The sequence below is a fragment of the Pseudomonas sp. NUPR-001 genome (assembly GCF_052147955.1).
In the GTDB taxonomy this organism is placed as follows: Bacteria; Pseudomonadota; Gammaproteobacteria; order Pseudomonadales; family Pseudomonadaceae; genus Aquipseudomonas.
On record NZ_CP197353.1, the window covers coordinates 1495474 to 1510798 of the forward strand.

The following is a 15325-nucleotide window of genomic DNA, read 5'->3' on the forward strand; positions in this document are numbered from 1 at the left end:
CATTTGCGGCTTTTAGTTATAAATCATATGCCGTGGAGTGATTAGCTTTGGCTTAGTGGGCTGTCCCTTTCGCGGCGCAAGGCCGCTCCCACAGTGACTGTGAATCGGCTCGAACACAGGTAATAAAAAGCCCCGCACAGTGGCGGGGCTTGAGCTGTTGCAGCGAAGCGCGATCAGGCGGTCAGGGCCTGACGGGTGCGCTCGATGACCGCTTGAAGCGGCTCGGATTGGCTGTACTGCTCGGGGTACAGTCGCTCGCTGTGACGGGCAATGCCGTGCTCGTTGACCAGGGTGAAGCTGAAGCCGCCTTTGCGCGACGCCAGGATCAAGCAGTTCAATGGGGCAAATGCCTGGGAAAGGGTGCGAATCGCAGCCTGAGTATGGATAGAGTGAGTCATAGTTATTAGATGTTCCTGCAATAGACACGGATTCGATCCGTGCACACTTAAAACGTTCCAGTAACGCCCGGATTTAGCCGTGGCGAAGAACCTGACTGGAACAGGGCAGCCAGTTTTGGGCGCATTTATAGGTGGCGCTGGGGCTGACTGGTAGGTACGTCGGAGGACAGGCAACACGCCGGGTCGAGGTTCTATGCCACGGGGTGAAGATCCTGATCATTCTGCAGGTTGGCTCGGTCAGCGTAAGAAGTGATTTACGTGGGAGCCATCAAGTGGGCCGGTCCTGGTTTCAACAGGCGCTGTTCCAAGGTGGAGCAGGGCGCTGTAAGGACTGCTTTGGCCAGAATTGACTTTCAGCTTGGTACTAACGGCGGCAAGACTACAGCACAAGCCATCAGTTGGCAAGGAATGCTGACTTGTCGTTCGAGGAGCCGGCCAGTATCTCGTGTTTTTCCCGGGTTGGGAAGGGCCTGCGCAGGAGGGAAACGCAGGGAACGTGCCAAATTCGTGCAACGAAGTGCCTTCCTTTGGGGCGGTTGTACACACTTGGCGCAATCGATGTTACAGCCCTGCAACACTCCCTGGTTAGGCTGTCGATGACTTGGCTGAGGTCTTAAGTCAATGAAAAAAAACACTTATTTTAGCTGGTGAAAAAATCGACAGTTTGAGCCGGAGCCCCATTCTATGGGGGTTTGCGGGGTCTTGGAGGGGGTTGTCCACCGAGTTATCCACAGCTTCTGTGGATTGTCCCGAGCGCTTGCTCTAGGACGGGCGTGCTAGGTTTTTCCGATGTGTCCGACAATCGTCGAACAGACTTCTGGTGGAGAAAATTTCCGTCATCGAGGTCAACAAAAAAAGCTGAAATATTTTGAAAAAAGTATCGGCCCAACTCGGGCCATTGGTCGAAAAAAGGAGTAGAGTGGCGCGCCTCTCGAGTTGCCTTCGCTGTTGGTTATGAAGTTCCGCGCCAAAATTCCTGCAATTTCTTCCACACCACCCCCTTTGCCCGAGCCCAAGCGCTTTTCGTTGAAAGTAGCCTTGTGGCTGCTCGATAGCCCTCGGCTGGGCGACAACCCTAACGTCAAACATTTTGCCGGGCGCCTGCTCAAGCAACCTGCGCGTCAGGGTGTGGTGGTTGCGCAAAGCCGTCTTGGGCAGATGCTCTGTCGTGACTGTGGCAATGCCCGCGACCGGCGTATCGGTCACGACCTGTTGCGTCAGGCTGCCCGTGCCGGCGACCGGCGTGCCCAACTCGAATACGGTCGGCTATGCGCTCAAGCGCAGATCAATGAGCCCGAACAAGCCCGCTACTGGCTGGAGCTGGCAGCGTCGCAGGGCTCGCAGGAAGCGCGACGTTTGCTCAAGCAACTGCCCGACGCCTGACTGCAGCAAGCTGACAAGGCTGATAAGCTCAGGCGTTGAATGGAGCCGGGGGAATTGGGGTGGCAATAGCGTTTGATCTGACCAGCATTGTGCTGGGCATGGTGGTGGCCGCAGTGCCAACCCTGGGCTGGGTGTTTCAACAGCAACGGCGCCTGGCCGCCCGTGAGGCGCAGGCCGCGTTGCTTGAGGAGCGCCTGAGCAGCGCGCAGATGGCTCAAGAGGGTGTGCTCGCCCAACTCGATGCCAGTCGCGACGAAATCAGCGACCTGAGCCAGGCCAATGCCGCCAAGCAAGCCACGCTGGCAGCACAGGCGCGTGAACTGGAGCTGTTGCATATCGACCGCGACAATGCCCGCGATGCCGCGCATGCCTGGCAGCTCGAGCGTACGGCGCGCGAGGCTGAATTGCGGCGTCTGGATGCACAGAGTGCAGCCCTGAGTGCCGAGCTGCGCGAGCAGCAAGACAGTCATCAGCAGCGTCTGGATGACCTGCAAGGCTCGCGTGACGAGCTGCGCGCCCAGTTCGCCGAAATGGCGACGAAAATCTTTGATGAGCGCGAGCAGCGTTTCGCCCAGACCAGCCAGCAGCATCTGGGGCAACTGCTTGACCCGCTCAAAGAGCGCATTCAGGCATTTGAAAAGCGTGTTGAAGACAGCTACCAGCAAGAGGCCAGGGAGCGTTTCTCGTTGGCCAAGGAGCTGGAGCGCCTGCAGCAACTGAACCTGCGCCTGAGCGATGAAGCGACCAACCTGACCCAGGCGCTGAAAGGCCAGAAAACCCAAGGTAACTGGGGTGAGCTGATTCTGGAGCGTGTGCTGGAGCATGCAGGCCTGGAGAAGGGCCGCGAATACCAGACCCAGGTCAGTCTCAAGAGCGCCGACGGTGAGCGCTTCCAGCCAGACGTGCTGATTATGTTGCCTGGCGATAAACAGGTGGTCGTCGATTCCAAGGTCAGCCTGACGGCCTATCAGCAGTATGTTGCCGCCGATGACAGTGAAATTGCCCAGGCGGCACTGAAGCAGCATGTGCTGTCGCTGCGTAATCATGTCAAAGGATTGTCGGGCAAGGATTACAACCGCCTGGAAGGCTTGCACAGCCTCGATTTCGTCCTCCTCTTCGTACCGATCGAGGCGGCGTTCTCGGCAGCGCTGCAGGCCGAGCCGAACCTGTTTCAGGAAGCCTTTGACCGGCAAATCGTGATTGTCAGCCCGACCACCTTGCTTGCCACGCTAAGGGTGATCGACAGCTTGTGGAAACAGGAGCGCCAGAGCCAGAACGCCCGGGAAATCGCCGAGCGTGCGGGCTGGCTCTACGACAAGTTCGTGCTGTTCATCCAGGACCTGGACGAACTGGGTAGCCGTTTGCAGCAGGTCGATAAAGCCTACAGTGCAGCGCGCAATAAGCTGTGTGAAGGGCGTGGCAACCTGATCAGCCGTAGCGAGCAGCTCAAGTTGTTGGGGGCCAGGGCCAGCAAGAGTCTGCCGGCCGATTTGCTTGAGCGCGCAATGAGCGAAGGCGACCCGCTGGCCGCCAGCGCCCTTACTGGACCAGGCTCAGATGCCGATTGAGCAGGGCGCGCAAGGCGGCCGGCTTGACCGGCTTGGCCAGAAAGTCGAGGCCGGCGGCGTGCACCTGGGCCACGGTTTCGCTACGGCCGTCGGCACTGATTACCACGCCGGGAACCGGCTCGCCCAGGCGGGTGCGTAGCCAGGCCATCAACTCGGTACCGGTTTCGCCATCGTCCAGATGGTAATCCACCAAGGCCAGGTGAGGGCGCATGCCCTTGTTCAGCAAGGCATCGCACTCTTGTTGATTGCGCGCGGTCCAGACCTGGCAACCCCAGCGACTGAGCAGGCTGTTCATGCCGATCAGGATGCTGTCTTCGTTATCGACACACAGCACCTGCATGCCCGCCAGCGGCTGACCGGCTTGTTCGGCAGGCGTTGCGGCCACGGCGGCCGGGGCGGTGGCCAGCGGCACGCTGACACGGAACACGCTGCCTTTGCCGGGCCAGGAGCGCACTTCCAGTGAGTGACCGAGTACCCGGCACAAGCCATCGGCGATCGCCAGGCCCAGGCCCAGGCCTTTTTCGGCACGGGTCTGGTGGCTGTCCAGGCGTTTGAATTCTTCGAAGATCACCTGCAGCTTGTCATCGGCAATGCCCGGGCCACGGTCCCAGACTTCCAGCCACAGCTTGCCCTGGGTGCGGCGTACGCCCAGGAGGATCGGGCTTTTGCCATAGCGGAAAGCGTTGGTGAGGAAGTTCTGCAAAATCCGCCGCAGCAGCTTCATGTCGCTGTGCACCCGCAAACGGCTGCCACGCACACGGAAGTCCAGGCCCTGTTGCTGGGCCAGCACCTTGAATTCGGCGCCCAGGGTGTCGAACAGCTCGTTAAGGGCGAAGGGCTTTGGATCAGGGGTGATCTTGCCGTTTTCCAGGCGCGAGATGTCGAGCAGGTCGCTGATCAGTTCTTCGGCAGAACGCAGCGAGCTGTCCAGGTGCTGGACCAGTTGCTGGGCGTCGGCCGAAAGCCCGTCGCCCTGGTGCGAGAGGGCGGCGGAGAACAGCCGGGCAGCGTTCAGCGGTTGCATCAAGTCATGGCTGACGGCCGCCAGGAAGCGGGTTTTCGATTGGTTGGCGGCCTCGGCGTGGCTCTTGGCTTCGGTTAGTGCCTGGTTCAGCTGCGACAGTTCCTGGGTACGTTCAGCAACCCGCTGTTCGAGGCCCTCGTTGGCATCCTTGAGCGCTTGTTCGGCTTCGCGGAACGGGGTGATGTCGGTGAAGCTCATCACGAAACCACCGCCGGGCATGGGGTTGCCGATCAGTTCGATCACCCGGCCGTTGGGGAACAGTCGCTCAGAAGTGTGGGCGCGGCCCTGGCGCATCCAGTGCAGACGGCGCGCCACATGCACCTGGGCTTCGCCCGGTCCGCACAGGCCGCGTTCGGCGTTGTAGCGGATGATGTCGGCAATCGGGCGGCCAACGCTGATCAAGCCATCCGGGTAATTGAACAGCTCCAGATAACGACGGTTCCACGCCACCAGGTGCAGGTTCTGGTCGACCACACTGATGCCCTGGCTGATGTTCTCGATCGCGCCTTGCAACAGGGCGCGGTTGAACTGCAGCACTTCCGAGGCTTCGTCGGCGATGCGCACCACGTCTTCCAGCTGCATGTCGCGGCCTTCGATCGCCGCCTTGACCACCGCACGCGTCGAAGAAGCGCCGAGGACACCGGCGAGCAAGCGTTCGGTGTGTTCGATCCAGTCACCGTCAGCGTTCTGGTTGGGGTTGAAGCCTTTGCCTTGTCGATAGGCAAAGCGGATGAAACTTTGCCGAGCGCGTTCTTCCCCGACAAAGCGGGCGGCCAGTTCAAGCAGGTCTTCGATCTGCACCGCCAGCAATGAGCGGCTGTTGGGTCGGGCGCTGGTTTGTTGGCCAATGAAACGGCCGGCTTGCCAGTGTTCGGAGACTCGGGTGCGCGACAGGATCGAGACCCAGGCGAACAGGGTGAAGTTGCCCGCCAGTGACAGTACAACGCCCTGGGTCAGCGGGGTGATTGGCAAGTCCAGCGGGTTGCCGTGCAGCCAGGCCAGGCCCGGGAACAGGTCCAGTGACCAGCCAACGCTGTGGGCGGCAATCGGCAGCACCAGGGTGTAGAACCACAGGAAGATGCCGGCCGCCAGACCGGCAAACACGCCACGGCGGTTGGCCTGTTTCCAGTACAGTGCGCCGAGCATGGCCGGGGTCAACTGGGTAACCGCAGCAAAGGCGACCTGGCCAATGGTGGCCAGGCTGGCGGTAGAGCCAAGCAGGCGGTAGCTGACATAAGCCAGCAGCAAAATCACCACGATGGTCACCCGGCGTACCGAGAGCATCCAGTGGCGGAACACTTCGAACGGCCGCTCGGCGTTGTTGCGTCGCAGCAACCATGGCAGCAACATGTCGTTGGAAACCATGGTCGACAGCGCCACCGCCTCAACAATCACCATGCCGGTAGCGGCCGAGGCACCGCCAATGAATGCCAGCAAGGCCAGCGCCGGATGGGCCTCAGCCAGCGGCAGGCTGATGACGTAAGAGTCCGGGATGACGCCCGGCAAGAGCATCTGCCCGGCCAGGGCAATGGGCACCACAAACAGTGCTGCCAGAATCAGATAGGTCGGAAACACCCAGCGGGCCAGGCGCAGATCCTGTGGCTCGATGTTCTCTACCACGGTGACATGGAACTGACGCGGCAGACAGATAATCGCCATCATCGCCACGCCAGTCTGCACAATCATCGACGGCCAATTGATGGTCTCTTTCCAGAAACCTTCCAGGCGTGGTGCCAGATGCGCTTTGCTGAACAGGTCTTCGAATCCGTTATACAGGCCGAAGGTAATGAAGGCGCCAACGGCCAGAAACGCCAACAGCTTGACCAGCGATTCGAAAGCAATCGCCAGCACCATACCGCGGTGGTGCTCGGTCACGTCCAGGCTGCGGGTACCAAACACAATCGAGAACAGCGCCAGCACCAGCGACACCACCAATGCCGTGTCTTGAACGCGGCTGCCAGTGGCGTCGGCGCTGGCACCGATCAGCAGGTTGACGCCGAGCACAATGCCTTTGAGCTGCAAAGCGATATAGGGCAGCACACCGACCAGGCAGATCAGCGCCACCACCACCGCCAGTGATTGCGACTTGCCGTAACGGGCAGCGATGAAGTCGGCAATCGAGGTGATGTTCTCCTGCTTGCTGATCAGCACCATCTTCTGCAAGACCCAGGGCGCGAACAGCAACAACAGCACCGGGCCTAAATAGATCGGCAGGAACGCCCAGAGTTGTTCGGCGGACTGGCCAACAGCGCCGAAGAAGGTCCAGCTGGTGCAGTACACCGCCAGCGACAGGCTGTACACCCATGCGCGCAGACGCGGTGGCAGCGGCGTTTTACGGCGGTCACCATAGAATGCGATAGCGAACATGATGGCCATATAGGCCAGGGCGACCATAGCGATCAGCCCACTGGACAGCGACATGACAACTCCGAAACAGAAAAATGCAGCGAACCTCGATCAATCAGTCTGGCACGCCGTTGACGCTTCGTCAGCGCCGACCATGGTAGCAGTGGCAGAGCGTCGCAGGTTGGAGGAGCGGCGTGCCTTGCGAACACGGACGAAGACCGTGCCATTCACCGCAGTGCCCGCTTCTACAGAGTCTTTATTTCCAAGTGGGAGCGGGCTTGCCCCGCGATACGGTGTGGCTGAACGATCGCTATCGCGGGGCAAGCCCGCTCCCACCGAGAGCATTTTCAGACGCGTCTGACATCAATTTTTTTTTGCACCCTGTAGCGTTTCCGTTGGCTTTGCTCAGCCCGTCCCGCAAATCGTCAACAAGGAAGCGCTATGTACCCGCCCGTAACAGAAGCCGAACTGAACCAGGCCCGGCGCAACCAGGAATTCACCAACGCGCCGCTGGGCATCGGTAAATGCGCCTTCCGCCACCCCGACGTGTCGATTTTCCCGGTGCGCTATGCACTGGACGAATCACCGCACAGCAAAGGCAGCAACCAAGGGCCCAACCCGCTGCCCAAGGGCTGGACAGGCAAACTGCCGGAACTGCATACCCGCAGCTACACCCTGCGCCAGTTGCGCGATGGCTGGCTGTATGTGTGGAACAACAGCGACCAGACCTTCCATGAATACCAGGTCAGCGCAGAGCGTTTCACCCGCCACCTGTGGACCGACGCCCAGCTGTATCAGGATGCCCGCCACAACCCGGGCGAAACCCAGCCGTACCTGCTGTACCCGCGGCGCAGCCAACTGCGCATCGCCTACTCGCCAGTGCAATGGACCTGGCGGATGTGCGAACTGATGCGCAGCAACCCTGCTGCCCAAAGCCGGTGGATGCGCGCCCTTGATCTGCCGGCCTATTGTGCCAACGGCAAAACCGAGCACGGCGGCAAGTTGACCGGATTGGGCAACAGTGTCGCGGACATTTACGTGTTCGGCGCCAGCGCACCAACCTTCACCAGCACACTGTTGCCGACCATCGCCGGCGCGCCGGGCCAGCCGTATAAACCGGCCTTCGAAGAAGCCTTGGTGCGCGGCCGGGTGCCTGAGCAAGACACCGCGCTGTACATCGCCCTGGACGACCCGTTGGCCCTGATCGACGACCTGAGCATGAACCTCTCCGGTCGCCTGCAGGAACAGCAGGCGTTCGACAGCGTGCACCAAGCCAGCCTGGAAAGCGCCCTGGCCGTCGAGCGCTTGTGTGGTTTCGATACCGAAGCCTTTATCCCCGAAACCCTGCACGACCCGCTGCAGCGCCAGGCCTACAGCGACGACCTGTACCGCCTGCTGGGCACCTTTGACGAGCTTGAACGCGCCAAGGACATGGTCCCGGCCGAGGAGGAACAGCTGGTGATGATGGGCGCGGCCAAGGAAGTCAGCGCCGCCCAGGCCCGCTTCAAGCAGACTTGGGGGCATCTGCCGGCCCACGCGGATTGGCAAGCCGCCCTGGAAGAATGGAACGCCAAGCGCTTATGGCGCGAAGACGTGCGCTTTGATGACCTGCGTCGTTACCTGAGCGAGGTCCGCGTCGAGGCGCAACAACTGCAAGCGCATTGCCAGCGCAGCGAAGCCGACCTGCTCACCTGGCTCAATCGCCTCAGCCCCAGCGCCGAAGCGGTGTACCACGACACCTGCAATCGCGAGCAGGCCCGCCAGTTGCTGGAAACCGCGCACATGCTCTACACCTTGCTCGGCAATGGCCAGCAAGGGCAACAGTGGCTGTGCCAGCAGGCCGAGCGCCCGAGCACCCTGTTTGGCCTGGCACTGTTCAACTTCAACGCGGAACTGGCCAGCCTGATCCGCACCCTGTCGCACAACTTCACCACCTACGGCACCCTTGACGACCAGGGCCGTCAAGGCGATGGCAGCAGCGGGGCGCTGACGCCGTCTTCGTCGGGCGACGCCACCAGCATGACCACCCGCGTCAATGAACTGAAATCGGTGTTCGACCTCGAAAGCGTGCGCAACAGCCGGCTGTACCAGGCCGTGAGCAGTGTCACCCGCGAGGCCATGAGCAGCCTGATCGAGGTCGCCAACCACCAGGCCCGTGAGGCCTGGCATGGCCTGAGCGGCCTGCTGCTGCCGGCGATGAAACAGCACACGGCGTTTGCACTCGTCGCGACCCAGGTACTGATCTCCACGGAAATCGCCAGCACCACCCAACTGCTGTTCAACCCCGCCTACCCGCGTGCGTTCCAAGCCTGGTTGCTGCACGTGCAAGCCCTGAATAACCAGATCGCTGGCGTCAAACGTGTGCTGCACACCCCCGGACAGGTGTACGACCAGCGCGCCGCGCGTCGATCGCTGCAGATCCTTGAACAACAGCGGCAAGCGCGGTTCCTCGAACGCCCGATCCAGATCATCGCCAAAGCCTCGGGCAGCACCCGCCTGGAAGTCAGCCTGTGGCAAATCAACCACTGGTTCGAAAACCTCGGCCAGAACGAAGTGACGGCACAACTGAAACTGCTGGGCACACGTGAATACCTGACGCGGACCAAAGCCTGGATGGCGCAGAACCTCGGCAGTGCCCTGCCGACGGTGCTGGTGGGCCTGAACGCGTGGAACCTGTGGAGCAGTGCCCAACAGGCGCAAAACGACGGGCAGTTCACTGCGGATGAATGGCGGGTGATGGGGGCGAATGCGGCGTATGCGGGGAATGCGCTGGCGGCGTTGTGGGTTGGGCCGGCTTGGAGTCGGGCGGGGGGGATGGTTGGGAAGTTGAGCGATGAAACGCTGAAAGTTGCCCAGGCAAGCTACTCGGCATGGATTGCAAAGTACAAAGCTGCCTCCGCAGGGAGCGCCCAAGCTGCGGCGGCAAACGAGCTTGCTACGGTGTCGAAAGGTCTGATTTTACGCACTGTGACGTGGGCTGCTTTGGGGGCTGTTGCGGCAGGTCTTGAGGCCTGGCAGATCTTCGAAGACGCAGGCAATGCCGCTAGTGAGATAGAAAGCTCACTACTTTGGACGAAGCTTGGTGTCGTCTCACTAATGGCCCTGGTTGCAGGCATACAAACTATCGGTGCAGGCCTCGGCTATTGGTTGGGTTTCTCCTGGGTAATGTCGACGCCAGTGACGATCATTATTGCGCTGCTGGGTATTGCCTATTTTCTGGTCTCCATGGCCGCCAACCGTTTCAAGCGCGAGGGCCTGCGTTTGTGGCTGTACCGTTGCAGTTGGGGGCGCGGGTCAATCCCAGAATGGCGAGGCGATGGCAATCATCTCAAGCAGATGCACGCGTTGCTGGAAACCTTGCAGCGCCCGACGGTAGTGGGAAGAGCTTTTTATAAAGACGGTGAGCGTGCTCTCAGGAGGTGGCTGGGCTTCTGGGTGCAGATTCAAGTGCCGGTAGCGTTGGCGGGTAAAGAGTTGACCCTACAACCGACGGTCGTGAACCGGTGGACATTGGAAGAAAACCTCACGGACTTCGAGCACAACAGGTTTTACGATCAGTTTCTAAATGGCCATTGGGTCGATCCGAAGCTACTGGGAGAGTTGCCCAGTGTTCCGGGCAGCAGCCTGCGCTTAACCGATTTCACTTACGCCCCGCAGGATCAACACCGCCTATGGCAAGTTTGGATCAATGATCCGACGGATAACCCGCTTCTTGAGCTAGAGGTTAAATACCCGTCCGGTGTGTGGCAGGGCTCAAGCGGCCACAGTTACATGTTCCGGTTGGCACTGAAATGGGCGGCGAGTGAAGCTGACCGAGTCAACGCTGCCGTAAGCGGGGAGTTGCGGGAAAAAGACCGTGTTGTGATCTATAGCCCGTGCAGCAAGCTGTTGAAGTTGTCAGTCCCCAATTCAAGTGATGGTTGAGTCTAAACATGTTTATTTTTAATAAGCCCCTTGAGCTACCGCCGCAGCTGGAGTGGAAATTTGCGCATGAGCCTGAGTTGATGGCGTGGACGATTCGGGCGCGTGATTACAATACATTTGTGGCTAATGGCATGTTTGTGGGGGTGGCTTTTTTGTCGGCTACTGTTACGTATGCACTCTACTCAGCGTACGAGGGGGTGGAGCAGCCTTGGCGAACATTATCATGTATTGTTTTTTATTTGATTGCATTGTTTGTGACGTTAACTATGACTCATCAGAGAGTGAATTTTGCCTACCGAATTGCTGAATCTGGAGTTGAGTATTGTGTTTGGAAGGATTTCCCAGAGTGGGCTTTAAAATTTTTAAAATGGATTGCAGGAATAACGGCGGTAATTTTTCTTTTCATAGCGACTATCGATCCTTCATTTTTGTTGGGTGCGTTGTTAGGTCCAGGGGGGATGGGGTTGACGTACCTCTCGATGGCGCACTCAAAAAATTACCGGGAAATGCATACCCGATACCATAATTATGCATTTAAATGGGGGGATTTTACGCAGCTTGCCATTGCAAGCAATCGAGAGGTAGTCGATTTGAAATACACAATAACCATGGAAGGCGATGACTTTGAAACCCGTTGGAGCCTGAACGTTTTTTGCAGGAGAAAGCAGAAAGAAAAAGTAGCGGAGCTCATAAGGCCTTATCTTTCTCCGGACGTTCCTTTTATCAGGGCCAAGGTCAACGTTCCGCTCAGTACTGATTGATGGAACAAACACTCCAAATGGGTACGCCACGAAGGCGACTGATTTCTGGGTGCAGATTCAAGTACCGGCAGCGTTGACCGGTAAAGAGTTGACCTTACAACCGACGGTCGTGAACCGGTGGACACTGGAGGAAAACCTCACGGACTTCGAGCACAACAGGTTTTACGATCAGTTTCTAAATGGCCATTGGGTCGATCCGAAACTACTGGGAGAGTTGCCCAATGTTCCGGGCAACAACCTGCGCTTAACCGACTTCACTTACACCCCGCAGGATCAGCATCGCCTATGGCAGGTTTGGGTCAATGATCCGACGGATAACCCGCTTCTTGAGATGGAGGTCAAATATCCGTCCGGTGTGTGGCAGGGTTCAAGCGGTCACAGTTACATGTTCCGGTTGGCACTGAAGTGGGCGGCGAGTGAAGCTGATCGAGTCAATGCTGCCGTAAGCGGGGAGTTGCGGGAAAAAGACCGTGTTGTGATCTATAGCCCGTGCAGCAAGCTGTTGAAGTTGTCAGTCCCCAATTCAAGCGATGGTTGAGTCTAAACATGTTTATTTTTAATAAGCCCCTTGAGCTACCGCCGCAGCTGGAGTGGAAATTTGCGCATGAGCCTGAGTTGATGTCGTGGACGATTAAGGCGCGGAATTACAATATATTTGTGGCTAATGGCATGTTTTTGTTCATGGCTATTTTCATACTGGGATGTGCATTCATTATGTACTCTGTGTATGAGGAGATGGATCAGCCTTGGCGAACATTATCCTGTATCGTTTTTGGCGTTATTATGTTGTCGGTGATTTCATCTATGACTCATCAGCGTATGAACTTTGCCTTTCGCTTTACTAGGTCTGGATTTGAGCACTGTAAGTGGAAAGACTTTCCGGAATGGGCGCTCACATTTTTGAAGTGGCTGGCTGGGGTGACGGCAATTATTTTTCTTTTTTTGGCAACTATAGACCCTTCGCTCCTGCTCGGGGCACTGATAGGCCCCGGCGGGATAGGTTTGACGTATTTGTCGATGGCGTGTTCGAAGAATTACCGAGAGTTGCATACTCACTACCACCACTACGCATTTGAGTGGAAAGAACTTACTCAGCTTGCCGTTGTGATCAATAGAGAGATTGTTGATTTGAAATACAGTGTGATCCAAGAGGGGGAGGATCATATAACCAAAGGAGGTATTAATATTTTTTGCAAGCGTAAACAAAAAGAAAAAGTGGCTGAGTTTATCAAGCCTTATCTGTCTCCAGATGTTCCTTGCATAAAAATCAAGGCCGACGTTCCGCAGTATTGATGGCAAAGCTGCTGCAACGACTGAAGGCAATGGGACGACCTTTTCTCATAGCGGCGGTAATACCCAGGGAGGTAGCTGTGCTTCTGCAGGCTCCAGCACCTCCCCAATCGCTGACACTCAGCGCCGAGCTCCCAGGTAATAGAACAACGCCGCCAGCACCACCGCAGCAATCAACAGATAGAAAGTCGCCACCGGCACCAGATGGGCCAGGGCAAAGCCGCAGATCACCGGCCCCAGCGCCGCCCCCAGGTTAGACAGGTTCTGCGCCCCGTAATACACCCCGCGCAGATGTTCCGGGGCGATGCTGTCGATGAACATGTATTCGGCGGGAATGACGATGATTTCGCCGAGGGTGAAGACCAGCATCGCCAGGCACCAGACCAGCAGTGTCTGCGCCACGGAGAAGCCCAGCAAACCGACCAGGAACAGCGCCATGCCGGCCAGCAGCCAGGGCATCAGCTGGCGGCTGCTGATGCGGCGGCCGATGACATACTGCAGGGCGATGACGGTGACCGCGTTGGTCGCCACCAGGTAGCTGATGTAACGCGCGGCCTCGCTGGGATTGCTGGTTACCACCAGGTACTGCGACAGGTACGCGGTGAACTGGCCGAACACCACGGCGCTGAGGGCGCCGCCGAGGGTGAAGCAGATCAAGCGGCGATCCTTGAGCAGTTGCCCGCCAATGCTGAGAAAGCCGGCTTGCGGGTTGCCTTCCAACTGAGCCCGCGCCGAGCGTTCACCCCAATGCCGGTAGCACAGGCATATCAGCAGGCCCAAGGCGGCTGAGAGCAAGAAGGGCAGGTGGCCGTCCAGTGTCACCAGCGCTACGCCAATAAAGGGGCCAACCGCATAGGCGACGTTGCTCAGGGTGTACTTGATCGAGAACACCTCGGAGCGTTCTTCCAAGGGTAACAGCGCGCAAAAACCGGCCTTGGCGGCAATGTCGACCACTGCCAGGGTCAGGTTGATCAGAACCAGGCTGATGAAGAACAGGCTCAGCTCGCGGCTGGCGATCGCGGCAATGAAGGCCAAGGTAAACACCAGGGTCGAAACAATGATCACCGTGTAGCTGCGCAGGGTATCGATCAGGTAGCCGCCATACAGGCTCAGCAGCGAGGCGACGATCAGCGCGCCGCCGATCATCAAGCCGATGCCACTGATGTCCAGGGCGAAATTTTCTGCCAGGTAAACCACCAGGTAGGGCAGGGTGATCGCCCGCGCCAGGGTCAGCACGAAGGTGGTGGCCAGCAGCAGGCGCACTTGGGGTGCATAGCGCTTTACGGCGTCGAGCATGTCACGTCCTTGTTGTGTAATTGCGTTGGGCCGTTCGCCGCCAAGCATACGCCTGGTTAGGAAGCTGGGACAATATTGGATCCATATCTATGTAATAGATAACAGATAGAGAAAATACCCGTTATATGGATATTCTTTGTGAGCATAAGATGGTCATACGTCACTGGACTACAGGAGACCCCGACCATGCCCTGCTTACAACAAACCACTTCGCCCCTGCGGCCGCTGAGCCATCTGGCTCACCCGCGGGAAGTCATTCGCCAGTTCACCCCCAATTGGTTCGCTGCAACCATGGGTACCGGCGTGTTGGCCCTGGCCCTGATGCAGATCGGCATCGACAGCCTGCATGGGCTGGCAGAATCGCTGTGGTGGCTGACCATTGCCTTGTTCGTGCTGTTCACGGCGCTGTATACCGCGCGCTGGGTGATGTTCTTCCACGAAGCCCGGCAGATTTTTGCCCACTCCACCGTGTCGATGTTCTTCGGCACCATCCCTATGGGCCTGGCGACGATTCTCAATGGTTTCTTGCTGTTCGGCATCAATCGCTGGGGTGAGGGGATCGTGCCGTGGATCGAAGCCCTGTGGTGGTTCGATGTCGGTCTTGCCCTGCTGTGCGGGGTGGCGATTCCTTATCTGATGTTCACCCGTCAGGAGCACAGCATCGACCAGATGACTGCCGTTTGGCTGCTGCCGGTGGTTGCCGCCGAGGTCGCCGCCGCCAGCGGTGGCCAGTTGGCGCCGCACCTGGTCGATGCCCATAGCCAGTTTCTGGTGCTGATTACCAGCTATGTGCTGTGGGCGGTGTCGCTGCCGGTGGCCTTCAGTATCCTGACCATCCTCATGCTGCGCATGGCCTTGCACAAACTGCCGCACGCCAACATGGCCGCCTCGAGCTGGCTGGCGCTGGGGCCGATCGGTACCGGTGCCTTGGGTATGCTGCTGCTGGGTGCAGACGCTCCGGCGATCTTTGCCGCCAATGGTTTCGGTGAACTGGGTGAAATTGCCAAAGGCCTTGGCCTGGTCGCCGGGATTGTGTTGTGGGGCGCAGGCCTGTGGTGGTTGCTCACCGCTGTGCTGATCACCTTGCGCTACATCCGCCACGGCATGCCGTTCAACCTCGGCTGGTGGGGGTTCACCTTCCCCCTGGGTGTTTATACCCTGGCGACCCTGAAGCTGGGCGCCTGGCTGGGTCTGGCGTTCTTCCAGCACATGGGCGTGGTACTGGTGGTGGCACTGGCCGGCTTGTGGATGATGGTCACTACCCTGACCGTGCGCGGTGCCTGGCGCGGTGAGCTGTTTGTGTCGCCGTGTATTGCCGGGTTGAACAAGTAGATT

10 protein-coding genes are annotated in these 15325 nt (G+C 58.7%); 7 read left to right on the top strand and 3 right to left on the bottom strand.

Annotated elements, in window-relative coordinates; translation table 11 throughout:
• Nucleotides 1-173: 173 nt before the first annotated feature.
• A complete protein-coding gene (locus ACP6KB_RS06945; protein ID WP_442112815.1) occupies nt 174-398 on the bottom strand; it encodes a hypothetical protein in 225 nt (74 codons plus the stop codon).
• 954 nt (nt 399-1352) lie between these two features.
• Between ACP6KB_RS06945 and ACP6KB_RS06950 the strand changes: the two genes are divergently transcribed.
• A complete protein-coding gene (locus ACP6KB_RS06950) occupies nt 1353-1781 on the top strand; it encodes a tetratricopeptide repeat protein (protein ID WP_442112817.1) in 429 nt (142 codons plus the stop codon).
• Nucleotides 1782-1960: 179 nt separating this feature from the next.
• Nucleotides 1961-3349, top strand: a complete 1389-nt coding sequence (rmuC, locus tag ACP6KB_RS06955; RefSeq protein ID WP_442114268.1) for a DNA recombination protein RmuC — start codon at nt 1961-1963, stop codon at nt 3347-3349.
• Here the strand turns inward: rmuC and ACP6KB_RS06960 are convergent.
• Complete coding sequence (locus ACP6KB_RS06960; protein ID WP_442112819.1) at nt 3321-6794, bottom strand: hybrid sensor histidine kinase/response regulator; 3474 nt, start codon at nt 6792-6794, stop codon at nt 3321-3323. The genes rmuC and ACP6KB_RS06960 overlap by 29 nt on opposite strands.
• A 366-nt stretch (nt 6795-7160) precedes the next feature.
• Between ACP6KB_RS06960 and ACP6KB_RS06965 the strand changes: the two genes are divergently transcribed.
• Genes ACP6KB_RS06965 through ACP6KB_RS06980 form a run of 4 tightly spaced genes read left to right on the top strand, consistent with a single transcriptional unit; the run spans nt 7161 to nt 12697 of the window.
• A complete protein-coding gene (locus ACP6KB_RS06965; RefSeq protein WP_442112821.1) occupies nt 7161-10643 on the top strand; it encodes a T6SS effector BTH_I2691 family protein in 3483 nt (1160 codons plus the stop codon).
• 8 nt (nt 10644-10651) lie between these two features.
• Complete coding sequence (locus ACP6KB_RS06970; protein WP_442112823.1) at nt 10652-11404, top strand: hypothetical protein; 753 nt, start codon at nt 10652-10654, stop codon at nt 11402-11404.
• Between the two features lie 49 nt (nt 11405-11453).
• Nucleotides 11454-11942: a hypothetical protein gene (locus ACP6KB_RS06975; RefSeq protein ID WP_442112825.1), complete on the top strand. Its 489-nt coding sequence runs from the start codon at nt 11454-11456 to the stop codon at nt 11940-11942.
• A gap of 8 nt (nt 11943-11950) precedes the next feature.
• Entirely contained in the window at nt 11951-12697 is a 747-nt protein-coding gene (locus ACP6KB_RS06980; protein WP_442112827.1) for a hypothetical protein, read from the top strand.
• 117 nt (nt 12698-12814) lie between these two features.
• Here the strand turns inward: ACP6KB_RS06980 and ACP6KB_RS06985 are convergent, their stop codons facing one another.
• Entirely contained in the window at nt 12815-13990 is a 1176-nt protein-coding gene (locus ACP6KB_RS06985; protein ID WP_442112829.1) for an MFS transporter, read from the bottom strand.
• Between the two features lie 186 nt (nt 13991-14176).
• Between ACP6KB_RS06985 and ACP6KB_RS06990 the strand changes: the two genes are divergently transcribed.
• The gene (locus ACP6KB_RS06990; RefSeq protein WP_442112831.1) at nt 14177-15322 is read left to right on the top strand and encodes a TDT family transporter; all 1146 of its coding nucleotides are present in this window, start codon (nt 14177-14179) and stop codon (nt 15320-15322) included.
• Nucleotides 15323-15325: the final 3 nt, after the last annotated feature.

Bases quoted from the DNA above. Each gene is read 5' to 3' on its own strand.
- ACP6KB_RS06960 (WP_442112819.1), bottom strand. From the start codon at position 6,794: ATGTCGCTGTCCAGTGGGCTGATCGCTATGGTCGCCCTGGCCTATATG.
- ACP6KB_RS06980 (WP_442112827.1), top strand. From the start codon at position 11,951: ATGTTTATTTTTAATAAGCCCCTTGAGCTACCGCCGCAGCTGGAGTGG.
- ACP6KB_RS06965 (WP_442112821.1), top strand. From the start codon at position 7,161: ATGTACCCGCCCGTAACAGAAGCCGAACTGAACCAGGCCCGGCGCAAC.
- ACP6KB_RS06990 (WP_442112831.1), top strand. From the start codon at position 14,177: ATGCCCTGCTTACAACAAACCACTTCGCCCCTGCGGCCGCTGAGCCAT.
- ACP6KB_RS06950 (WP_442112817.1), top strand. From the start codon at position 1,353: ATGAAGTTCCGCGCCAAAATTCCTGCAATTTCTTCCACACCACCCCCT.
- ACP6KB_RS06985 (WP_442112829.1), bottom strand. From the start codon at position 13,990: ATGCTCGACGCCGTAAAGCGCTATGCACCCCAAGTGCGCCTGCTGCTG.
- ACP6KB_RS06970 (WP_442112823.1), top strand. From the start codon at position 10,652: ATGTTTATTTTTAATAAGCCCCTTGAGCTACCGCCGCAGCTGGAGTGG.
- ACP6KB_RS06945 (WP_442112815.1), bottom strand. From the start codon at position 398: ATGACTCACTCTATCCATACTCAGGCTGCGATTCGCACCCTTTCCCAG.